Source organism: Kitasatospora sp. NPDC043950, from assembly GCF_056435345.1.
In genome coordinates this window covers 35,964-55,599 of the sequence record NZ_JBWKER010000057.1, presented here as the reverse complement: position 1 = coordinate 55,599, position 19,636 = coordinate 35,964, and the positions used below count along the sequence as shown (strand labels likewise).

At 73.9% G+C, this 19,636-nt stretch carries 22 protein-coding genes and 1 pseudogene; 10 read left to right on the top strand and 13 right to left on the bottom strand.

Annotated elements, in window-relative coordinates; translation table 11 throughout:
- Positions 1-161: 161 nt before the first annotated feature.
- Positions 162-629, bottom strand: coding sequence for an N-acetyltransferase family protein (locus tag AC07BF_RS30810; RefSeq protein WP_478334206.1), 468 nt, complete (start codon positions 627-629; stop codon positions 162-164).
- A gap of 218 nt (positions 630-847) precedes the next feature.
- Here AC07BF_RS30810 and AC07BF_RS30805 point away from each other — a divergent pair, with 218 nt between their 5' ends.
- From AC07BF_RS30805 to AC07BF_RS30785, 5 genes are all read left to right on the top strand, one after another.
- A complete protein-coding gene (locus AC07BF_RS30805) occupies positions 848-2,389 on the top strand; it encodes an ATP-dependent DNA ligase (RefSeq protein ID WP_363587320.1) in 1,542 nt (513 codons plus the stop codon).
- Positions 2,390-2,584: 195 nt separating this feature from the next.
- Positions 2,585-2,803, top strand: a complete 219-nt coding sequence (locus tag AC07BF_RS30800) for a ferredoxin (RefSeq protein WP_363587319.1) — start codon at positions 2,585-2,587, stop codon at positions 2,801-2,803.
- A 145-nt stretch (positions 2,804-2,948) separates the two neighbouring features.
- Positions 2,949-4,163, top strand: a complete 1,215-nt coding sequence (locus tag AC07BF_RS30795; protein WP_400810145.1) for a cytochrome P450 — start codon at positions 2,949-2,951, stop codon at positions 4,161-4,163.
- A gap of 216 nt (positions 4,164-4,379) precedes the next feature.
- On the top strand, positions 4,380-4,544 hold the full coding sequence (locus AC07BF_RS30790) for a hypothetical protein (RefSeq protein ID WP_159398310.1): 165 nt from the start codon (positions 4,380-4,382) through the stop codon (positions 4,542-4,544).
- Positions 4,545-4,644: 100 nt separating this feature from the next.
- Positions 4,645-4,986, top strand: a complete 342-nt coding sequence (locus AC07BF_RS30785) for a hypothetical protein (protein ID WP_363587318.1) — start codon at positions 4,645-4,647, stop codon at positions 4,984-4,986.
- Between the two features lie 4 nt (positions 4,987-4,990).
- On the opposite strand, the gene AC07BF_RS30780 is transcribed toward AC07BF_RS30785, so the two are convergent.
- The 4 genes from AC07BF_RS30780 to AC07BF_RS30765 form a co-directional block, all read right to left on the bottom strand.
- Positions 4,991-5,812: a hypothetical protein gene (locus AC07BF_RS30780; protein WP_400810143.1), complete on the bottom strand. Its 822-nt coding sequence runs from the start codon at positions 5,810-5,812 to the stop codon at positions 4,991-4,993.
- 102 nt (positions 5,813-5,914) lie between these two features.
- A complete protein-coding gene (locus AC07BF_RS30775) occupies positions 5,915-6,199 on the bottom strand; it encodes a DUF427 domain-containing protein (RefSeq protein ID WP_063346074.1) in 285 nt (94 codons plus the stop codon).
- Between the two features lie 95 nt (positions 6,200-6,294).
- Entirely contained in the window at positions 6,295-6,531 is a 237-nt protein-coding gene (locus AC07BF_RS30770; protein ID WP_350886018.1) for a DUF6296 family protein, read from the bottom strand.
- Between the two features lie 82 nt (positions 6,532-6,613).
- The gene (locus tag AC07BF_RS30765) at positions 6,614-6,850 is read right to left on the bottom strand and encodes a DUF2277 domain-containing protein (protein WP_350886016.1); all 237 of its coding nucleotides are present in this window, start codon (positions 6,848-6,850) and stop codon (positions 6,614-6,616) included.
- Between the two features lie 156 nt (positions 6,851-7,006).
- Here AC07BF_RS30765 and AC07BF_RS30760 point away from each other — a divergent pair, with 156 nt between their 5' ends.
- A complete protein-coding gene (locus AC07BF_RS30760; protein ID WP_478334205.1) occupies positions 7,007-8,236 on the top strand; it encodes an MFS transporter in 1,230 nt (409 codons plus the stop codon).
- Here the strand turns inward: AC07BF_RS30760 and AC07BF_RS30755 are convergent.
- The 3 genes from AC07BF_RS30755 to AC07BF_RS30745 all read right to left on the bottom strand — a co-directional run bounded on the left by AC07BF_RS30755 (position 8,233) and on the right by AC07BF_RS30745 (position 10,837).
- On the bottom strand, positions 8,233-8,793 hold the full coding sequence (locus AC07BF_RS30755; protein WP_363587315.1) for a gamma carbonic anhydrase family protein: 561 nt from the start codon (positions 8,791-8,793) through the stop codon (positions 8,233-8,235). The two genes, AC07BF_RS30760 and AC07BF_RS30755, sit on opposite strands and share 4 nt — an antisense overlap.
- Positions 8,794-8,866: 73 nt before the next feature.
- Positions 8,867-10,069, bottom strand: a complete 1,203-nt coding sequence (locus AC07BF_RS30750; protein ID WP_363587314.1) for a serine hydrolase domain-containing protein — start codon at positions 10,067-10,069, stop codon at positions 8,867-8,869.
- Between the two features lie 201 nt (positions 10,070-10,270).
- The gene (locus AC07BF_RS30745) at positions 10,271-10,837 is read right to left on the bottom strand and encodes a DJ-1/PfpI family protein (protein ID WP_363587313.1); all 567 of its coding nucleotides are present in this window, start codon (positions 10,835-10,837) and stop codon (positions 10,271-10,273) included.
- Positions 10,838-11,093: 256 nt separating this feature from the next.
- On the opposite strand from AC07BF_RS30745, the gene AC07BF_RS30740 reads away from it, so the two are divergent.
- Both AC07BF_RS30740 and AC07BF_RS30735 read left to right on the top strand, forming a co-directional pair.
- On the top strand, positions 11,094-11,642 hold the full coding sequence (locus AC07BF_RS30740) for an RBBP9/YdeN family alpha/beta hydrolase (RefSeq protein ID WP_363629645.1): 549 nt from the start codon (positions 11,094-11,096) through the stop codon (positions 11,640-11,642).
- 31 nt (positions 11,643-11,673) lie between these two features.
- Positions 11,674-12,258, top strand: coding sequence for a hypothetical protein (locus tag AC07BF_RS30735; protein ID WP_350886005.1), 585 nt, complete (start codon positions 11,674-11,676; stop codon positions 12,256-12,258).
- An 8-nt stretch (positions 12,259-12,266) separates the two neighbouring features.
- On the opposite strand, the gene AC07BF_RS30730 is transcribed toward AC07BF_RS30735, so the two are convergent.
- From AC07BF_RS30730 to map, 5 genes and pseudogenes are all read right to left on the bottom strand, one after another.
- The gene (locus AC07BF_RS30730; protein ID WP_400810138.1) at positions 12,267-12,563 is read right to left on the bottom strand and encodes a hypothetical protein; all 297 of its coding nucleotides are present in this window, start codon (positions 12,561-12,563) and stop codon (positions 12,267-12,269) included.
- 68 nt (positions 12,564-12,631) lie between these two features.
- On the bottom strand, positions 12,632-15,022 hold the full coding sequence (locus AC07BF_RS30725) for a transglycosylase domain-containing protein (protein ID WP_478334204.1): 2,391 nt from the start codon (positions 15,020-15,022) through the stop codon (positions 12,632-12,634).
- A gap of 180 nt (positions 15,023-15,202) precedes the next feature.
- Complete coding sequence (locus tag AC07BF_RS30720) at positions 15,203-16,684, bottom strand: alpha/beta hydrolase (protein ID WP_478334203.1); 1,482 nt, start codon at positions 16,682-16,684, stop codon at positions 15,203-15,205.
- Between the two features lie 181 nt (positions 16,685-16,865).
- A pseudogene (locus tag AC07BF_RS30715) lies at positions 16,866-16,997 on the bottom strand (hydrolase); the annotation flags it as partial.
- 15 nt (positions 16,998-17,012) lie between these two features.
- A complete protein-coding gene (gene map, locus AC07BF_RS30710) occupies positions 17,013-17,780 on the bottom strand; it encodes a type I methionyl aminopeptidase (protein WP_363629640.1) in 768 nt (255 codons plus the stop codon).
- Between the two features lie 160 nt (positions 17,781-17,940).
- Between map and AC07BF_RS30705 the strand changes: the two genes are divergently transcribed.
- Positions 17,941-18,210: a helix-turn-helix domain-containing protein gene (locus tag AC07BF_RS30705; RefSeq protein WP_063346085.1), complete on the top strand. Its 270-nt coding sequence runs from the start codon at positions 17,941-17,943 to the stop codon at positions 18,208-18,210.
- A gap of 384 nt (positions 18,211-18,594) precedes the next feature.
- Complete coding sequence (locus AC07BF_RS30700) at positions 18,595-19,632, top strand: lysine-2,3-aminomutase-like protein (protein ID WP_400329276.1); 1,038 nt, start codon at positions 18,595-18,597, stop codon at positions 19,630-19,632.
- Positions 19,633-19,636 lie beyond the last annotated feature (4 nt).

The following is a 19,636-nucleotide window of genomic DNA, read 5'->3' as shown; positions in this document are numbered from 1 at the left end:
GTGGGTGGGGGGGTGCTGGTGCCAAAAAGTGGGGACCCCCCCAGACAACCCACCACAAAAAAAAGTTACGAAAGCGTGCCCGGGGCGGGTCCCCCCCCCCCCCCCCCCCCCCCCCCCGGGGCCCGCTCCCGAGGCACGCCCTCAGGCCGCCCGGACGCGGGTCACGGGGCGTCCGGGGCCATGTCGTAGGTGACGAACATGGTCCGGGTGGCGACCTGGTCGTACTTGCTGCGGGCGCGGTGGTTGTCGTCGGCGGTGATCCAGCGGACGGTGTTCCAGCCGCGCTCGGCGGCGATCGTCCGCAGCCGGGCCAGCAACTGGTCCACCGCGCCGCCGCCGCGCACCTCGGGCGCGACGAACAGGTCGTCGAGGAAGCCTCCGACCGCGCCGTGCAGGGGGCGGGCGAACGGGCGGTAGTGGGCGAGTCCGACCGGCGTGCCGTCGCCGTCGCGGACCAGCAGGCCCTCCAGTTCGTGGTCCGGGTCGTGGAGCCAGGACCAGACCAGTTCGGCCTTCTCCTCCGGCATCGGCAGCCGGTAGAACGCGCAGTAGCCGCGGAAGAGTTCGCGCCAGGCGGGGTAGTCGGCGCGCTCCGGCGCGCCGACGCTCCAGCGGGTCGTGGTGGTCAACTCGGTCTCCCTCGATCGGGCGGGCGGGCCCCGGGGTCGCCGGGCCGCGGTGTGGCGCCAGCATGACGGGCCGTCGGCTCCGCGCCGAGCTCCACCACGGCCAAGACCGGCCGCCCGCGCACTCCACTCCGGCGCGGTACGGGCGCACCGCCCGCCGTGCGGTGGCCGGTCGGGTGGCCGATCCTGGACGCCCGGCCACGCACCACCCGAGGAGCGCCATGCGGCTGCGGCACCTGGCCCAGACGTCCCGCGCCGTCGCCGCCGAGCCCGGACGGCGGGCCAAGACGGCGCTGCTCGCGGACTGCCTGCGCGCACTGGGCCCGGCCGAGGCCCCGGCGGCCGTGGGCCTGCTGTCGGGCGAGTCGCAGCGGCTGCGCACCGGCGTCGGCCCGGCGGGCCTGCGCGACCTGCCGCCGCCCGCCGCCGAGGCCTCGCTCGGCGTCCGGGAGACCGAACGGGAGCTGGAGCGGATCGCCGGGGTGCACGGGCCCGGCGCGCAGGCCGAGCGGCGGCGGCTGCTGGCCGGGCTGTTCGCCCGGGCGACCGAGGTCGAGCAGGCGTTCCTGCGGGCGGTGCTGGTCGGCGAGCTGCGCCAGGGCGCGCTGGACGCGCTGGTCGGCGACGCCGTCGCCCAGGCGGCCGGGGTGCCCGCGGCGGCGGTGCGCCGGGCGCTGATGTTCCGCGGCTCCGCCCGGGCGGTCGCGGAGGCGGCGCTGACCGGCGGGGCGCCCGCGCTGGCCGCGTTCCGGCTGGAGGTGGGCCGGGCGGTGCGGCCGATGCTGGCCGCCTCCGCGCCCGACGTGGCGTCGGCGCTGGAGCGCACCGGCCCGGCCGCCCTGGAGTGGAAGCTGGACGGCGTCCGGGTGCAGGTGCACCGGGACGGCGCGGAGGTCGCGGTGTTCACCCGCGGCCTGGACGACATCACCGCGCGCGTCCCCGAGGTGGCCGAGGCGGCGCTCGCGCTGCCGCTGCGCTCGGCGGTGCTGGACGGCGAGGCGATCGCGCTCGGGCCCGACGGGCGACCGCGCCCGTTCCAGGAGACCGCCGCGCGCACCGCCTCCCGGCGGGATCCGGAGCGGCTGCGCGCCGAAGTCCCGCTCAGCGCCTTCTTCTTCGACCTGCTGCACCGGGACGGCGAGGACCTGGTGGACCGCCCCGGCCGGGAGCGGTGGGCGGCGCTGGACGAGGCGGTGCCGGAGGGCCTGCGGGTGCCCCGCACCGAGACCGGGGACGGTGAGCGGGCACTGGCGTTCTTCCGCGAGGCCCTGGCCCGCGGACACGAGGGCGTCCTGGTCAAGGACCCGGCGGCCGGGTACGCGGCCGGGCGGCGCGGCGCCGGCTGGATCAAGGTGAAGCCCCGGCACACCCTGGACCTGGTGGTGCTGGCCGCCGAGTGGGGCAGCGGCCGGCGGCGCGGCCTCCTCAGCAATCTGCACCTGGGCGCCCGGGCGGCGGGCGAGCCCGGGCTGGGCCCGTGGGTGATGCTCGGCAAGACCTTCAAGGGCCTCACCGACGAGACGCTCGCCTGGCAGACCGCCGAACTCCTCGCCCGCGAGAGCGGGCGGGACGACTGGACGGTGCGGGTCCGGCCGGAACTGGTCGTCGAGATCGCCTTCGACGGTCTCCAGCGCAGCCCCCGCTACCCGGCGGGGCTGGCCCTGCGGTTCGCCCGGGTGGTGCGCTACCGGCCGGACAAGAGCGCCGCCGAGGCCGACACCGTCGCCACCGTCCGGGAGATTGCCGCCGCCGAGGGGCTGTGAGCCGTCCTTTGGCGGAGTAACGTCAATTTCAAACCCCCTTTGCGGCGACGCTGGACCGGCTCCGACCCGAATCGGCCATTCTGGACGATCCCCGCATCGCCCCTCCGTGGACGCAAGGGTGGCGGTTAGGTTGGCAATGACAACGAGAGGCGGCCGCCGGACGCCCGGCGCCGCACTGGCGAGAGGTGCTCGACCATGAAGGTGAGCGTCGACCGGGACCGCTGCTGCAGCTCCGGGATGTGCGTCCTGAACGCTCCGGAGATCTTCGACCAGGACGAGCAGGACAGTCTGGTGGTCCTCCGTCAGACCGAGTTCAAGCCCCCGCAGTTCGCCGTGCTGAGGCTCGCCGCCGAGCTCTGCCCGGGCGGCGCGATCACCGTCACCGAGGAGGACTCCGCCGAGGACGCCGGCTGACGCCCCCGCCGGCTCCCGACGGTCCCCCGCCCGCGCCGACCCCGGCCACCGTGACGACCGCCGCTCCCGGCCGTCGTCGCGCGAACCGTCGGCCCCGGCGCCACCCCACCCACCCGAGGACATTGCGACGCAAGGAGACCCCACCTTGACGAGCACACCCACCGCCCGGACCTTTCCGATGCCCGCCCCGCGCGACGCCGGCTGTCCGTTCAGCCCGCCGCCCGCCTACACCGAGGCCGCCGCGACGGCACCCATCACCCGTGCCGCCCTGCCCGACGGCGAGTCCTGCTGGCTGGCCACCGGCTACGCCGAGGTCCGCACCATCCTGTCCGACCGCCGGTTCAGCGCGGACGCCCGCCACCAGGGGTTCCCGCTGCTGGTGCCCGGCCGCCGGGAAGCCCTCCTCGCCAACCCGAGCTTCCTGCGGCTCGACGACCCCGAGCACGCCCGGCAGCGCCGGATGGTCACCGGCGACTTCCTGGTCAAGCGGGTCGAGGCGATGCGCCCCGGCATCCAGCAGATCGTCGACGAGGCGCTCGACCGGATGACCGACGGCCGGACCGAGGCCGACCTGGTCGCCGACTTCGCGCTGCCCGTCCCCTCGCTGGTGATCTGCCTGCTGCTCGGCGTCCCGTACGAGGACCGGGACCGCTTCCAGGGCCTCAGCCGGACCCTGCTCAACAAGCACAGCTCGGCCGAGGAGGTCCAGGCCGCCTCGGACGAACTGCGCGAGTACCTCGGCGGCCTGGCCGCCCGCAAGCGGGAGGAGCCGGGCGACGACATCCTCAGCCGGCTCGCCGTCCGGGACGACCTCACACCGGGCGAGGTCGCCACGACCGGCATCCTGCTGCTGATAGCCGGGCACGAGACGACCGCGAACATGATCTCGCTCTCCACCGCCCTGCTCCTCGACCAGCCCGAGCAGATCGCCAGGCTGGCCGACCCGGCCGCGCTGCCCGGCGCCGTCGAGGAACTGCTGCGCCACCTGACCATCGTGGACCACGGCCTGCCCCGGGTCGCGCTGGAGGACGTCGAGCTGGGCGGCACCGTGATCAGGGCCGGCGAGGGCGTGATCGCGCTGATCTCCACCGCCAACCAGGACGAGGAGATGTTCGGCGGCGCCGACCTGCGGCCGGCCGACCAGCTCGACCTCGACCGGGACGCCCGGCGGCACATGGCCTTCGGCTTCGGCGTGCACCAGTGCCTCGGGCAGCCGCTCGCCCGCGCCGAGCTCCAGATCGCCCTGGCCACCCTGTTTCGGCGGCTGCCCGGCCTGCGGCCGGCGGCCACCGGGGAGGGCCGGAAGTTCCGCTCGGAGGCGTTCATCTACGGAATGCGGTCGCTGCCCGTCACCTGGTGACGGCCGTCGGACGGAGGGCGGGGCCGGCCGGCGACTAGGGCGTGTCCGACAATTCGCGTCGGATCAGCACGCGGCGGGAATTGTCAGACCCGCCCTAGCCCGTTCGGCTGGCCCCGGGGCCGGGGCGGGGGCAGGCTGGGGGGTGAGAGACAGACCCGGCCCTGCCGCACCCCGGCTCGGAGCGCGCCCGGACCGGCCGAGGAGACGGAGCCCGCCATGACCGACATGAGCGAACGGGCCGAGATGAGCACGGACCGTGACGAGGACGTCCGCGCCGCGGATCCCGAAGAGGGCATCACCTCGATGCAGAACCTGCACGCGCAGGACACCTCCCAGGCGGAGGGCGAGCCCACCCTGGAGGAGTCCGGTCCGGACCGCTGAACAGCTGTGAGCACCCGACCGCCCGGTGGGACCGGGCGGTCTTCGCGACCGCAGGTGTCGCTGCCCGGGCAGCGACTCACCGGCGGGGGAGGATAAGCGCATGACCGAACACGATCAAAACGGCAGGCAGGCCCGACCGCCCGTCGACCCGCGCACGTCGTGGGCGACCTGGACCACGCAGTCGATCATCAGCGGACCCGGCGGGGTCACCACCACCGAGATCGGCCCCATCTCCGGCGACCTCACCGTGCACACCACCTGGGTGGACGGCGAGGCCCGGCTCACCGTCCAGTACACCGGCGCATTGGACTGGTACACGGTGACCGGCAGCCCCGTCCCGGCGGCGGACGAGACCACCGCGCGGGCGATACACCAGGCGATGGTGAACGGCGTCAAGGCCGGCCGGGGCGCGGCCGCCCCGGCCCCGCCGGACAGGCCCTAGCTGTTCAGTCCCCCGGGACGACCTCGCCCCGCACCGCCGGCGCCGCGGCGGCCCAGTAGGCGCGGTCGACCGGGGGACGCGCACGCAGGTCCGCGCGGACCTCGACGGCCAGCCGGCGGGTGTCGCGCCGGTTGACGGTGGCGCCGATGCCGGCGCCGACCAGCAGCGGGGTGAGCGACGGCAGGCGGCGCAGCGAGCTGCGGGTGAGCCGGCGGCTGACCTGCTGGCGCACCTCCGCCCCGAGCGCCAGGGCGGCGAACCCGGCCGGCCGGGACAGCAACCTCGCGTCGATCCCCCGGCGGTTGGCCCAGGCGCCCAGGTAGGCCCCGGCCCGCTGGGTGACACCGCCCGGCGCCCGGGCGCCGTAGACCTCGTGCAGTTCGGCGATCAGCTTGATCTCCAAGGCCGCGACGGCGAGCGTCTCCGCCGCGATCTCCACCGGCATCGCGGGCGGCACCGGCAGCATCGCCGCCGCGCCCACGCCGGCGCCGAGCGCGCCGGAGGCCCGGGCCGCGCCGGTGACCAGCAGGTCGGCCAGCGCCTCCGGGTCGGCCGCGCCGGGGTGCTGGGCGCGCAGCGTGGCGAGGTCGCGCACCGGGATCCGCGGCGCGGCCCGCACCAGTTGCTCGGTGAGGGCGCGGCCGCCGAACGCGGCACCCTTGGCGGCGACCCGGCCGCCCCGGCCGAGCAGGTGGGCCGCGTTCGCCACCAGGGCCCGGCCGCGGCCACGGCCGGCCCGGTACTCGGCGATCCGCCACTCGCCCTCGGGCTGCTCGGCCTGCTCGACCAGTTCGGCGAGTTCGCCGGCCAAGCCGGCGTCGGGCACGGCGGCGGGGGTGGGGGCGGGCTCGGGGACAGGCCTGGAACGTCCGGGTTTACGGAAGACTGCCATAGATGTCCGGTACCCCCTCCGCTCCCGGGGTACGCCCTACCCGGTGATCTCGACCCCGCGCCAGAACGCCACCCGGCCGCGGATCTCCTCGGCCTCCGGCTTCGGGTCGGCGTAGTACCAGGCCGCGTCGGGGTTGGTCCGCCCGTCCACTTCCAACGTGTAGTAACCGGCGGTGCCCTTCCAGCCGCAGACGGTGGTGGTGTCGGACGGACGCAGGAATTCGGTCCGGACGGATTCGACCGGAAAGTAGTGGTTGCCCTCGACGACGACGGTCTCGTCGCTCTCGGCGACGACGGTGCCCTGCCAGCGCGCTGTGGTCATGCGGCCGATTCTGCCCCAGGGGCGGACGGCACCCGGGGGGTTCGCGGAAATCGTCGGCGGATGCCGGCCGGTCAGGGCAACAGCCGGGGCAACGGTCAGGGCAGCGGCTCGGCGTGGACCGGCAGGTGCGGGGACTGGTGGCCGCCGCTGGCGAGCATCCGGACCTCGCCGGCGTCGCTGATCTCGGCGCGGACGATGCCGCTGGCGTCCTCGTACACCGGGTGTCCGCCCGGGCCCGTCGCGCTGGTGCGGACGACCACGACGACGTCCTGCGGGGCCTGGGTGCCGGGGGTGCCGGGGAAGGTGAGCACGTAACGGTTCGCGGGGGTCATCTCCATCTCCTGTCCCGATTGTCCCGATCTCCTGGTCCCGATGCGTGGCCGCGGTCGGCGGACCCGCCGGACGGCGGTCGGCCTACGCGGTGGCCTCGGCGGCCCGGGCGGGCGCGCCGCGGACCTCCAGCTCGGTGAGCAGCCGGGCGGTGGCCTCGGCGACCGCGTCCACGGCCCGGTCGAAGGCCTCGCGGTTGTGCGCCGCCGGGGCGCGGAACCCGGACACCTTGCGGACGTACTGCAGCGCGGCGGCGCGGAAGTCGTCCTCGTCGGCGTCGAGCGTCACCGGCGGGCGCAACGTCTTGATGTTGCGGCACATGCACCCAGTCTCGCGCGTGGACGCCGTACTGGCGACCCCCTCCCGTCACACGCACCTCACGGCGGCGTCATCCGGCCGGATTAGGATGCCGGACGAACGAATCCCCCCGTCCCGCCGCGCCTCCCCGTCCGCGGGCGTCACCCCGGAGTCACCCCCTTGCCTCTCGCGCTGCTCGCGCTGGCCATCACCGCGTTCGCCATCGGCACCACCGAATTCGCCGCCATGGGGCTGCTCCCCCAGGTCGCCGACGATCTGCACGTCTCCATCCCGCAGGCCGGCTGGCTGATCTCCGCGTACGCGCTGGGCGTGGTCATCGGCGCCCCGCTGCTCACCGCGCTCGCCTCCGGCCGGCCGCGCAAGACCGTGCTGGTGGCGCTCGCCGGGCTGTTCGCCACCGGCAACCTGCTGTGCGCGCTGGCACCGGACTTCTGGACGCTGGCCGCCGCCCGGCTGATCACCGGACTGCCGCACGGCGCGTTCTTCGGGGCCGGCGCGGTGGCCGCGGCCGAACTGGTGGCCCCGGACCGCCGGGCCCGGGCGGTGGCCGTGATGTTCTCCGGCCTGACCATCGCCAACATCGTCGGCGTGCCGGCCGCCACACTGCTGGGGCAGCACCTGGGCTGGCGGGCGACCATGCTGGTGGTCGTCCTGATCGCCGCCGCCGGGACGCTCGCCATCGCCCGGCTGGTGCCGTCGCTGCCCTCCACCGGGCAGGCCGGGCTGCGGCACGAGCTGCGGGCCTTCCGCGACGGGCAGCTGTGGCTGGCGCTGGCCACCGTGGTGTTCGGCTGCGGTGGCTTCTTCGCCTGCTACAGCTACATCGCGCCGCTGCTCACCGAGGTGTCCGGGTACGCCACCGGCTCGGTGACACTGGTGCTGGCGCTGTTCGGGGTGGGGATGACGATCGGCAACGTGATCGGCGGGTTCGCGGCCGACCGGGCGCTGCGCCCGACGGTCTGCGCCGCCTTCGTGCTGCTGGCCGCCACCCTGGCGCTGTTCGCGGTGACCGCGCACGCCCGCTGGTCGGCCGCCGTCACGGTGGTGCTGATCGGGCTGTTCGGCTTCGCGATCGTGCCGGCGGTGCAGACGCTGGTCCTGCAGAAGGCGCGCAGCGCGCCGACGCTGGCCTCGGCGACGGTGCAGGGCGCGTTCAACCTGGCCAACGCGCAGGGCGCCTACTTCGGCGGGCTGGCCCTGGACGCCGGGTTCGGCTGGACGGCGCCGACCCTGGTGGGCGCAGGCCTGGCCGCTTCGGGCGCGCTGATCGCGGTGCTCGCCTGGGCGGCCGACCGGCGCCGGCCCGTGCCCGCCGCACCGGAGCCTGCCGCGACGGCTCCGGCCGCGACGGCTCCGGCCGCGGCGGCTCCGGTCGGCGTCCAGCGTTAGGGCTGGGGCTGGATCTGGGCCCGGGGCTGCGCCAGGGGTTCGAGCTCGCGGTGGGCGGCGGCCAGCAGCAGGTAGCCCTCGCCGTTGGCCTTGATGCCGGCCTTCTCGTCCTCGGTCAGCTCGCGGCGGACCTTGGCCGGGACCCCGGCGACCAGCGAGCCGGGCGGCACCCGCATGCCCTGCGGCACCACCGCGCCCGCCGCGACCAGCGAACCGGCGCCGATCCGGGCGCCGTTGAGCACGGTGGCGTTCATCCCGACCAGGGCGTCGTCCTCGACCACGCAGCCGTGCAGCACCGCGTTGTGCCCGACCGAGATCCGCTCGCCGACCACCAGCGGGAAGCCGGGGTCGGCGTGCAGGGTGCAGTTGTCCTGGATGTTGCTGTCCCGGCCCACGGTGATGGACTCGGCGTCGCCGCGCAGCACCGCCCCGTACCAGACGCCCGCGCCAGGGCCGATCGTCACGTCCCCGACCACGACGGCGTTCGGTGCGAGGAAGGCGCCCGGGTCGACGGTGGGCACCTTGCCCCCGACTGCGGCGATCAGCGGCTCTGCCATGTCTCGTCCTCCTGGTGACGGTCGGCCGTTCCTGTCGCCGGACAGCGTAGGGGGCGGATCCGCAGCACCCGTCCTACCCCTGCCCGCCGCAGACGCCGGCGTTCACCGCCCGCTGCCAGGCGGCGAGGGCCGCGGCCGGATCCGGCGCGTCGTAGAAGGTCGTGCTGTTGGCGAACTGGCGCTTCCCGTCGAGCGAGCCGAGCATCATCGTGCTGTAGCCGGGGATCCCGCCGGCGTGGCCCCAGAACGCACCGCACGGGGTGTCCACCCGCTGGAGGCCGAGCCCGTAGGCCTGGCCCCCGCCGTGGGCGGTGGTCTTCTGCATCTCGGCGAGTTCGGCGGGGCGCAGCAGCCGGCCGCCGAGCAGGGCGCGGATGAACGTCGTCAGGTCCGCGGTGGTGGAGATGCCCGCGCCGGAGGGGCCGGCCATGGAGGGGTTGAGCGAGGTGACGTCGGCCGGGCCGCTGTCGAGCTTGAGGTAGGCGTGGGCGTGCGAGCCGGGGATGACCGGGGAGTAGAGCGGCATCGAGGTGCCCGTCAGGCCGAGCGGGCGGATGATCCGGCGTTCCACCTCCTCGTTCCAGCCGTGGCCGGTGAGGCGTTCGATGATCAGCGCGACCAGGGCGTAGTTGGTGTTGGAGTACTGCCAGTCCTGGCCGGGGCGGAAGGCGGGCGGGTACTTGTCGGCGATGTCCACCTGGTCCTGCGGGCTGTAGGACGTGTAGCGGCCGGTGTCGAGCCAGTTCTGGTCGTAGGAGTTGAAGGCCGGGTCCTGGGTGTAGTCGGCGACGCCGCTGGTGTGGTTGAGGAGTTCGCGGACGGTGATGTCCGCGCTGTTCGGCACCGCGCCGGGCAGCAGGCTCTCCAGGCGGTCGTCCAGTCCCAGTCGTCCCTCGCCGACGAGTTGGAGCAGCACGGTGGCCACGAAGGTCTTGGTGGTGCTGCCGATCCGGAAGCGGCCCGCGGGGTCGGCGGGGGTGTCCGCGCCGAGCCGGGCGACGCCGCCGGCGGCGCGGTGGACGAGCCGGCCGTTCTCGCGCACGGCGGCGAGGGAGGAGGTGGCGACGTTCTTCGCGGTCAGGTCGGCGAGGGCGGTGTCGAGGGCCGTCCAGTCGGCGCTGCGGTCGGTGGCACTCGCCGGGCGGGCCGCGTCCTGGGCGGCGGCGGCCGGGGCGAGCGCGGCGATCAGGCCCGCGCCCGCGAGGGCCGCGACGGCGGCGCGCAGGGCCGGCCCGCGTCGGCGGCGCCGGGTGGTGGCGGCTGGGTCGGTGGTCATGACGTCCTCCCTGTTCCGGCCGGCAGGGCTGTCAACCTCCGCCGCTGCCATGGTCTTTGACACCATGGCAGGGCGACTGCGGGGCGGTCGTCAGCCTCCGGGGCGGCGCGCCTGCTACCTGGGGAGGGGCGTGACCCTGACGGGTTCCCGGAGTCGCGCCCCCGAGACGGGTCGGGGGCGCGACGGGCCTGGGCGGGCGGGTCAGGAAGCCGGCGCCTTGGTGCGCAGGATCTCGATGAACGCGCGCAGCCACGCCGGGTGGTCGGGCCAGGCGCGGGCCGAGACGACCACGCCGTCCACCACCGCCTCGCCGTCGACGAATTCGGCGCCCGCCGCCTTCACGTCCGGCGCCAGCGCCGGGTAGGCGGCGCTGCGGCGGCCGGACAGCACCCCGGCGGCGGCGGTGATCAGCGGGCCGTGGCAGATCTGTGCGACCGGCTTGTCGCCGGCGAAGAAGTGCTGGACGATCCGCTGCACGTCCGGGTCGTTGCGAAGGTACTCGGGGGCGCGGCCGCCGGGGATGACCAGCGCGACGTAGTCGGCCGGGTCGACGTCGGCGAAGGCGAGGTCGGCGGGCCAGGTGTAGCCGGGCTTCTCGGTGTAGGTGTCGTAGCCGTCGACGAAGTCGTGGACGACGAACTGGAGTCGCTTCCTGGTCGGGGCGGCGATGTCGACCTGGTAGCCCTCCTCGCGCAGCCGCTGGTACGGGTAGAACACCTCCAGCGACTCGGCGGCGTCCCCGGTGACGAGCAGGATCTTCGATGTCATCGCCGACATCCCTCCACATGGTCGAGCGTCCGACACGGCGTGGGCCCCGGCCGGTGGCCACCGGCCGCGGGCCCGGACCAACCTCCCGCACCGGCCGTGCCGTTGGCAACAGGGCGCACCGGGCGTACTGCGGCGCGTCACCGGGCGTACGCGCCTGCCGAGGGCCGTGCGCGCCGGGTCACCGCCCGGCTGCGGGCCGCGGCTGCCCGCGTCCTAGACTCCTGCTGCCCGCCACGACCGCACACCGGAGGAGCCCATGCCGGACCGCACCACCCACCTCGTCCTGCCCGGCTACCAGAACTCGGGCCCGGAGCACTGGCAGACCCGCTGGGAGGCCGCCGAACCGGACGCCTTCCGCCGGGTCCAGCAGGCGGACTGGGACCACCCCGACCAGAGCGACTGGATCGCCCGGGTGGACGCGGCGGTGGCCGAGGCCGCCGCCGAAGGGCCGGTGGTGCTGGTCGCCCACAGCCTCGGCTGCGTCACGGTGGCCCGCTGGGTGGCCGCCGCGCCCGCCGGGCGGACCGCCGCGGTGCGCGGCGCGCTGCTGGTCGCCCCCGCGGACATCGACACCGCCGAAGTCCCGCAGCTGACCGGCTTCCGGCCGGTGGCCCTGGCGCCGTTCCCGTTCCCGGCCGTGGTCGTCGCCAGCACCGACGACCCGTGGGTCAGCCCCGAGCGGGCCCGGCTGTTCGCCGGCGCGTGGGGCGCCCGGTACGTCGAGCCAGGCGCGTACGGACACCTCAACTCGGACTCCGGGCTGGGCGACTGGCCGGAGGGCCGCAAGCTGCTCGCAGAGCTGTGACGCATCGGACGGGGGGACGATGAGGAACCGGATGCCGAAGGCCAGGCGCGTCCTGGTCCGGCTGCTGCTGGCGGGCGGGGCGGCCGCCGTGCTGCTCTACACCGAGGGGCAGTGGGAGAGCCGCTCGGGCGGGCTGATGCTGGTCGCCGACCTGCTCAACCGGCCCGAGCTGCTGCTCGGCGCGGCGCTGGCCGCGCTGATCGCCGCCGCCTGGCTGGGCGACCGGCGCACCGCCGTACGGACGGCCACCCGGGCGGTCACGGTGACGGCCGGGGTGGTATTCCTGCTCGGCGTGCTGGCCGCGCACAAGGTCTCGGCGGCCGAGACGCGCAGCCGGGAGACCGCCCCGGCCCGCCCGGAGCTGGCCCTGGTCGTGGTGCACCGCTCGTACGCCACCGCGCCGAAGGACAACGACGACTGGCAGGTGCTGCTGGAGGTCGGCGCGGGCTGGTCCGGGCGGCGCTGGTCACTGGCCCAGATCGGCAGGGCACCGGACGACGCCCGGCTGGTGGAGGCGAGTTGGACCGGCCGGGACCAGATCACCGTGGTCACCGACTCCTACCGGCGGGTCTTCAACCTGGACCAGGACACCGGCGAGCCGGTCGAGGCACGGTAGCGTCCGCGCTACGGCAGCCCCACCGCGTGGGCGAGCAGGGCGAGCAGCGCCGCGTTGCCCGCCGCGCCCACGGCGGTGGCGGACAGGAAGCGGGCCGCACTGCCGTCCGGGAACGGGTTGACGAGCATCGCCGGCAGGAAGCCGGGCATCGTCCAGACGGCGGCGGTCCACTGCCGGACCGCGTTGGCCGCGCTGGTGCCCGCGCGCAGTTCGCGGGCGGCGGCGAGCCCGATCACCAGGTACCCGGCCAGGTAGCCGATCGAGGGCCAGAACACGGCGGGGACACCGAGGATGCTGTGCGGCATGGCACCCATCGTCCGCCGCCGGTCCGCGGCCCCGCCTGAGTACGGGTACTCAGGCGGGACCGGGCGGCTCACTGGTCCTGGTTGTCGCCGGGGTCGGCCGGCGCGGGGGGAGCCAACGGGGTGGACTGCCCGGGCTGCCCCGACGGCGTGGACGGCGCGGAGCGGCCGACCGGACTGTTCGGGTTGAGCGGACCGCCCGTGCTGCCCGGGGTGCTCAGGGTGCCGGGGCTGCTCGGGTTGCCGGGGCTGCTCGGGCGCTGCTTGCCCGAGCCGCTCCCGCAGGTGCCGGTCGGCGAGCCGCTGGGGGTGGCGCAGTTCGGGTCGCGCTTGGGCGGGTCCGGGATGTAGACCGTCGGGAAGTCCTTCTCCGGCATGTTCCGGACGGCGTCGCTCATCGCCTGCTCCCAGATCGGGCCCGGGCCGGTCGCGCCGAAGACCTCCTGCTGGTAGTGGCCGCCGATCCGGATGTTCTTCATCGGCACCTTGGTGCCCGGGCTGCCCAGCCAGACCGAGCCGGCCAGGTTGCCGGTGTAGCCGGTGAACCAGGCCGACTTCTTCTCGTCCGTCGTCCCGGTCTTGGCCGCGATCTGCCGGCGGTCGTCCAGCCTGAGCTCCTTGGCGGTGCCCTTCTCCGTCACCCCGAGCAGCACGCTGTTGATCACGTCGGCGGTGTCCGTGGACATCGTCTCGGTGCACTTGGCCGGGCTCACCGGGACGTCCTTGCCGTCCACCGTGGAGATCTTGTTGATCGCCAGCGGCACGCAGTAGGTGCCGCGGGCGGCGAAGCTCGCGTACACGTTGGCCATCGTCAACGGGCTCACCTCCTGGGTGCCGAGGCCGAGGGCGGGGACCTCTTCCAGCGGCTTGCCGTCGGCCTTGCCGGTGACGCCCAGCTTGTTGGCCATCTGCTTGACCGCGCAGAGGCCGATCTCCTGCTCCATCTGCACGAAGTAGGTGTTCACCGAGAGGGCCATCGCCTCCTTGAGCTCGTACGGGCCGACCTCGCGCGGGCTCTCGTTCGGGATGCTGCCCTCCTTCTTGCCCTTGTTCGGGTTCTTCCAGGTGCCGTCGCAGGTCCTCGTCGTCGGCCAGTCCATCCGGTTGGGCGAGTCGTACCGCTGGGTGGGCGGCAGGCCGGCCTCCAGGGCGGCGGCGGCCACGATCGGCTTGAAGTTGGAGCCGGGCTGGAAGCCGATGCCGCCGCCCATCGCCGCGTCCACGTTGTAGTTGACGACGGTCTGGTTCTTCTCCTTCGCCAGACCGTAGGGGCGGGTCTGCGCCATCGCCAGGATCTTGCCGGTGCCGGGCTCGACCATCGTCATCGCCGCCGAGACCGGGTCGGTGACGTACACCTGCTCGGAGACGGCGTTCTGGGCGGCGGCCTGCTTGTCCGGGTCCAGCGTGGTGTAGATGTTGAGGCCGCCGGTGTCCCACAGCTTCTTGCGCTCGGCGGCGCTCTTGCCGAACACCGGGTCCTGCTTGACCACGTGGCGCACGTAGTCGCAGAAGAAGCCCATGCCGGCCTGGGCGGTGATGCAGCCGTTCTGCGGGTCCCGGTACTTCAGGCCCAGCGGCGCGGCCTTGGCCTCCTTGGCCTGGTCCGCGGTGATGTGCTTGTTCTCGACCATCTTGTCGATGACGGTGTCCCGACGCTTCTGCGCGGCCACCGGGTGCAGCTTCGGGTCGTACTGGGACGGGTTCTGCACCAGCCCGGCGAGCATGGCCGCCTCGGGGAGGGCGAGGTCCTTCGCGTCCTTGCTGAAGTAGCGCTGGGAGGCCGCCTGTATGCCGTACGCCTGATGGCCGTAGAAGGTGATGTTCAGGTAGTTGGTGAGGATCTGATCCTTCGTCAGATCCTCCTCCAGCTTGATGGCGTACCGGAGTTCCTGGATCTTGCGGCCGAGCGTCTTGCGCTGCGCCTCCAGGACGGCCACCGGGTCGTCGCCGGCCTTCTCCACGTTGACGTTCTTCACGTACTGCTGGGTCAGCGTCGACGCGCCCTGGACGGCGGCGCCGCTCTCCGCGTTCTTGGTGATCGCCCGCAGGATGCCCTTGAGGTCGACGGCGCCGTGCTCGTAGAAGCGGGCGTCCTCGATGTCCACCTGCGCCTGGCGCATCAGCGGTGACATCTGCTCGGCGGGTATCACCGTGCGGTCCCGCTCGTAGACCTTGGCGATCAGGCCTCCCTTGGCGTCGAAGACCTGGGTGGCCTGCGTCAGCGCCGGCGCCTTGAAGTCGTCGGGGATGCTCTCGAAGCCCTCGGCGCTGCTCTTGGCCCCGAGCCCGACGGCGCCCGCCGCGGGAAGGATGAGGCCGGCCAGCAGGACACCGCCGAGAGTGCAGCAGCCGAGGAACGTGACCGTGTGACCCAGGAATCCGATCGGGGTCTCACGGCGCCGCGGGCGCGGCACCCAGGTGTCGCCCGCGTCCGGGGCAGGTATGCGGCTCTTCGGTGACATAACTGGAACACTACGGCCGCGAATACCGTGCCAGGGCAGGGTGTTGGCGAAGCTTTGTCACAAATCCGCCACAGATTCGGCTCATTCCAGCCGGTCGGACGGACGCCCGGGTTCGGACAAGGACCGTTCGTCTACGGCCTGCTGATCCCGCCGTCCGCCGGTCGGCCGGCCCGCCCCTGCTCAGCCTGCCGGGCAGGACACGTCCCCGGCCGGGCGACGGCCGGTGACCAGGAAGTCCGTCACCGCCGCGTCGCCGCAGGCGTTCCCGTTGGCCCGGTAGACGTCGTGGCCGCCGGAGTCCACCGTCACCATCCGGGCCCGATCACCCAGCGCCGCACGGAGCTTGAGCGCACCCGCGTACGGGGTGGCCGGATCCCGCAGGTTCTGCGCCAGCAGGATGTTCGCCGGGCCCCGGCCGGTCACCCGCACCGGCGGCTCGCCCGGCGCGAACGGCCCGAAGGCGCACGGCATCACGTTCACCGGCATGCCCGCGGTGAGCGGACGGGCGGCGCGCTCGGCGGCCACGTCCCGGACGTAGCCGGCCGGATCGGCGGGCCAGCCGACGTCGTTGCAGAGGGTGCCGACCGACACGGCGATGGTGTTCTGCACCGCCTCGTCCGGCGGCAGCACCGGGGCGGGCAGCGGCCGACGGCCGAGGCCGACCAACATCAGCCGGGCCAGGTCGGGGAACTTGGCGTCCGCGTACAGGCTCTCCAGCATCGTCTCGCGCAGCACGTTGCCGCTCAGTTCCGCAGGGTTGGCGCCGGGCCAGGGCAGCGGCGCGGCGTCCAGGCGGGCGGCGAGTTCCAGGAACAGCGGGCGGACCTCGTCCGGGGTGTCCGCGACCCGGTCCGGGTTGCCCGGCGCCGAAGCCCACGCGGCGAAGTCCGGGAAGCGGTCCTCGGCGCCCCGGCCGAAGGCGGCGAGCCAGCCGCGCCCCACCCGCGACGGGTCCGGGTCGTCGTTGCTGTCCAGCACGATCCGGTCGGTGCGCCCGGGGAACATGGTGGCGTACACCGCCCCCGCGTACGTGCCGTACGAGGTGCCCCAGGCGGAGAGCCGGCGCTCGCCGAGGGCCTCGCGGATCCGGTCGATGTCCCGGGCCTCGTTCCGGGTGGAGATGCTGCGCAGCACCGGGCCGCCGTTGCGGGCGCAGGTCTCGGCGATCCGGCGGGCGGTGGCCAGGTTGTCGTCGATCGAGCCGTCCGCGGCCGGCCACGGGCGCAGCTTCACCATCGCGAGATCGGCGTGCTCCAGACCGCAGCTGACCGGCGTGGAGCGGCCCACGCCGCGCGGATCGAAGCCGACCAGGTCGTAGCGGTCGAGGACGGACTGCGGCAGGCGCTTCACCGCGCCGCTCGGGACGTCCACACCGGAGCCGCCCGGCCCGCCCGGGACGGTCAGCAGCACACCACGGCGCAGACCGGGCTTGGCGGCCGTGATCCGGGAGACGGCGATGGTGATGTGCTCGCCGTCCGGGTGCGCGTAGTCGAGCGGCACGGTGACGGTGGCGCACTGCTGGCGGGGATCGGCCTGGCCCGGGCAGGCCGTCCAGGTGAGGCGGTCCGAGCCGGCCGCGGCGGCGGGGTGGGCGGCGAGGGCGGTGACGGAGAGCGCGGCGGCCGCGGTGACCACGGCGAGGGTGCGGTTGAGGTTCGGCATGCCCGGAAGTCTTCCGGGCACGGGGACTTGGGCCCATCCGGGCAGCGGGCCGACCGGTGGTGGGGTAAACCCCCGCAAGCCCGACCGCACTTGACAGTGCGTCAAATCCTCCAGCGGATCCGGCTCGGAGGCCGGCGCACACGGCGGCTCACGCGGCCGGAAGCGAAGCCGCCGGCGGCGGTCAGGGCGGCAGGTCGAGCAGCGGCGTCAGGGCGGCCGGGCGCTGCTCGACCGGCAGATGGTCCACCGGGTGGAAGGCGCAGCCGAGGGCGGCCGCCCCGCCGTCACAGGTCCGGTCGTCGCCGCCCATCAGCCCACCGCGCTCCGGCTACCGGAGGGTCAGGACGCGCGGGCCGTCCTCGGTGATGGCGACGGTGTGCTCGATGTGCGCGGCACGGCTGCCGTCCGTGGTGCGCAGCGTCCAGCCGTCCGAATCGGTGTGGTAGTCGCCCCGGCCGCCCGCCGTCAGCATCGGCTCCAGCGCCAGCACCAGGCCGGGGCGCAGCGGGTAACCCCGGCCCGGGCGGCCCTCGTTGGGTACGTGCGGGTCCTCGTGCATGCTCCGCCCGATGCCGTGCCCGCCGAAGCCTTCGAGCAGGCCGTAGCGTCCGGCGCGGGCGACCTTGCCGATGGCGTGCGCGATGTCGCCGATCCGGTTGCCGACCACGGCGGCGGCGATCCCGGCCTCCAGGGCGCGCCGGGTGGTGTCGATCAGTACCGCGTCCTCGGGCCGGGCGGCGCCGACGGTGAAGCTGACGGCGGAGTCCCCGGCCCAGCCGTCCAGGAGGGCGCCGCAGTCGATGCTCACCAGGTCGCCGTCGCGCAGCCGGTAGCCGCCCGGGATGCCGTGCACGACGGCGTCGTTCACCGAGGCGCAGATGACGGCCGGGAACGGCACGGGCGCGAAGGACGGCCGGTAGCCGAGGAACGGCGAGGTGGCCCCGGCCGCCCTCAGCACGCCGTGCGCCACCTCGTCCAGCTCCAGCAGGCTGACGCCCACGGCCGCCGCGTCCTGCACGGCGGCCAGCGCGTCCGCCACCACCCGCCCGGCTTCGCGCATCGCGTCCAGGGCGGCGTCCGACTTGATTTCGACCATGGTGGGTCGTCTCCCCTCAATCCAATTCTTATACCGGTATTTGTATCACGGTCGAAGGCGGGGCGGCCGCGCGGCAGGACGGGAGCACCGGAGCGGGGCGCACGGCGCGACCTCGCGGGAGCACGACGCGACCCCGGAGGGAGGGCCTAGTATCGACGGCATGGTGAGGACTCCACTGACCCCGTGGGAGCGCGAGCGCGGGGAGCGCTTCGGGGCGCTGCTGCGCGAGGCGCGCGGCGCGCGCAGCATGGTCGAGGTGGCGGCGGTGGCCGGCGTCTCGGCGGAGACGTTGCGCAAGATCGAGACCGGACGGGCGCCGACGCCGTCGTTCTTCACCATCGCCGCGCTGGCGTTCGCGCTGGATCTGTCGCTGGACGAGCTGGCGGCCGTGTGCGCGCTCCCGGAGGACGGCGAAGCCCTCTCGGCGTGACGCCTTAACGCTTTAACGCCTTACCGCTTTAACGCTTTAACGCTTTAACGCCTTACCGGCTTAACGGCCTTTTGCCGGGCCGGAATCGATCATCACCATTCGATGACCCGAGGCTCCGGACACCGCCACAGACGATCCTTGACGCGTTCAGACCACCGAGGGTAGCGTCCTTGATTGTCGGCCTTCAGCCGAGGGACAAACGGACCTGTCCCGACTGGGTTTCGCCGCCGGATCGCCCTCCGGATCCGCACCCTCGCAGCCTCGCGGCGCTATCGCCCCCGGAATTCCACTGTCCGCCGACGTGCGTTCCCGGATTCTCCCCGGGCACCTCCGTGCCCGGTCGCTGAACGATCCCCATTCGGTTTCTCTCCAGGAGTTGAACCCATGGCTGGTTCGCGCCCGATCCGCACTCCCAAGGAACTGCTCGCACAGCACCTGATCCAGGAGGATCAGGTCGCGGCGATCACCGATGTCGCCAAACGGTACGCATTGAGCATCACACCGGCGATGCGCAGCCGCATCGTCGAGCTGGACGACCCGGTGGCCCGTCAGTTCGTGCCAACCGAAGACGAGTTGACCTCCCTGCCGGAGGAGCGGGAGGACCCCATCGGCGACGATCCCTTCACCCCGGTGAAGGGCGTCACCCACCGCTACCCGGACCGCGTGCTGCTCAAGCCCGTCCTGGTGTGCCCGGTGTACTGCCGGTTCTGCTTCCGCCGGGAGGTGGTCGGCCCCGGCGACTCGATGCTGAAGGAGTCCCAACTCGCCGCCGCGCTGGACTACATCCGCTCCCACCCGGAGATCTGGGAGGTGATCTTCACCGGTGGCGACCCGTTCATCATGTCGCCCGACCGCCTGCGGCCGATCCTCAGGGCGCTCGACGGGATCGAACACGTCAAGGTGATCCGCTTCCACACCCGCGTGCCCGTGGTGGACCCGGACCGGGTGACCGAGGACCTGGTCGAAGCCCTCACCATGGACACTCCGGTCTGGGTCGTCGTGCACACCAACCACAGCCAGGAGATCGGCGACGGCGCGCGGCGCGCGCTGCGGCTGCTGGCCGGCTCCGGGATCCCGTTGGTCAGCCAGACGGTGCTGCTCAAGGGGGTCAACGACAACCCCGAGGCGCTGGAGGACCTGTTTCGCACCCTGATCGTCAACCGGGTCAAGCCCTACTACCTCCACCACGGCGACCTCGCCGTGGGCACCAGCCACTTCCGCACCACCATCAAGGAGGGGCAGGCGCTCGCCCGCAGCCTGCGCGGCCGCGTCTCGGGCCTGTGCCAGCCCACCTACGTGCTCGACATCCCCGGCGGCCACGGCAAGGTGCCCATCGGCCCGACCTACCTGAACGGGAACGGGACCGTGACCGACCCGTGGGGCATCACGCACACCTACCCGCCCAAGAGCACCGAGGACTGACCGC

Coding starts and splice junctions, on each gene's coding strand:
- AC07BF_RS30745 (WP_363587313.1), bottom strand. CDS start 10,837: ATGACATCGAAGATCCTGCTCGTCACCGGGGACGCCGCCGAGTCGCTG.
- AC07BF_RS30700 (WP_400329276.1), top strand. CDS start 18,595: ATGGCTGGTTCGCGCCCGATCCGCACTCCCAAGGAACTGCTCGCACAG.
- AC07BF_RS30770 (WP_350886018.1), bottom strand. CDS start 6,531: ATGACCCCCGCGAACCGTTACGTGCTCACCTTCCCCGGCACCCCCGGC.
- map (WP_363629640.1), bottom strand. CDS start 17,780: ATGGTCGAAATCAAGTCGGACGCCGCCCTGGACGCGATGCGCGAAGCC.
- AC07BF_RS30740 (WP_363629645.1), top strand. CDS start 11,094: ATGCCGGACCGCACCACCCACCTCGTCCTGCCCGGCTACCAGAACTCG.
- AC07BF_RS30805 (WP_363587320.1), top strand. CDS start 848: ATGCGGCTGCGGCACCTGGCCCAGACGTCCCGCGCCGTCGCCGCCGAG.
- AC07BF_RS30755 (WP_363587315.1), bottom strand. CDS start 8,793: ATGGCAGAGCCGCTGATCGCCGCAGTCGGGGGCAAGGTGCCCACCGTC.
- AC07BF_RS30775 (WP_063346074.1), bottom strand. CDS start 6,199: ATGACCACAGCGCGCTGGCAGGGCACCGTCGTCGCCGAGAGCGACGAG.
- AC07BF_RS30765 (WP_350886016.1), bottom strand. CDS start 6,850: ATGTGCCGCAACATCAAGACGTTGCGCCCGCCGGTGACGCTCGACGCC.
- AC07BF_RS30800 (WP_363587319.1), top strand. CDS start 2,585: ATGAAGGTGAGCGTCGACCGGGACCGCTGCTGCAGCTCCGGGATGTGC.
- AC07BF_RS30705 (WP_063346085.1), top strand. CDS start 17,941: ATGGTGAGGACTCCACTGACCCCGTGGGAGCGCGAGCGCGGGGAGCGC.
- AC07BF_RS30790 (WP_159398310.1), top strand. CDS start 4,380: ATGACCGACATGAGCGAACGGGCCGAGATGAGCACGGACCGTGACGAG.
- AC07BF_RS30750 (WP_363587314.1), bottom strand. CDS start 10,069: ATGACCACCGACCCAGCCGCCACCACCCGGCGCCGCCGACGCGGGCCG.
- AC07BF_RS30720 (WP_478334203.1), bottom strand. CDS start 16,684: ATGCCGAACCTCAACCGCACCCTCGCCGTGGTCACCGCGGCCGCCGCG.
- AC07BF_RS30730 (WP_400810138.1), bottom strand. CDS start 12,563: ATGCCGCACAGCATCCTCGGTGTCCCCGCCGTGTTCTGGCCCTCGATC.
- AC07BF_RS30785 (WP_363587318.1), top strand. CDS start 4,645: ATGACCGAACACGATCAAAACGGCAGGCAGGCCCGACCGCCCGTCGAC.
- AC07BF_RS30725 (WP_478334204.1), bottom strand. CDS start 15,022: ATGTCACCGAAGAGCCGCATACCTGCCCCGGACGCGGGCGACACCTGG.
- AC07BF_RS30735 (WP_350886005.1), top strand. CDS start 11,674: ATGCCGAAGGCCAGGCGCGTCCTGGTCCGGCTGCTGCTGGCGGGCGGG.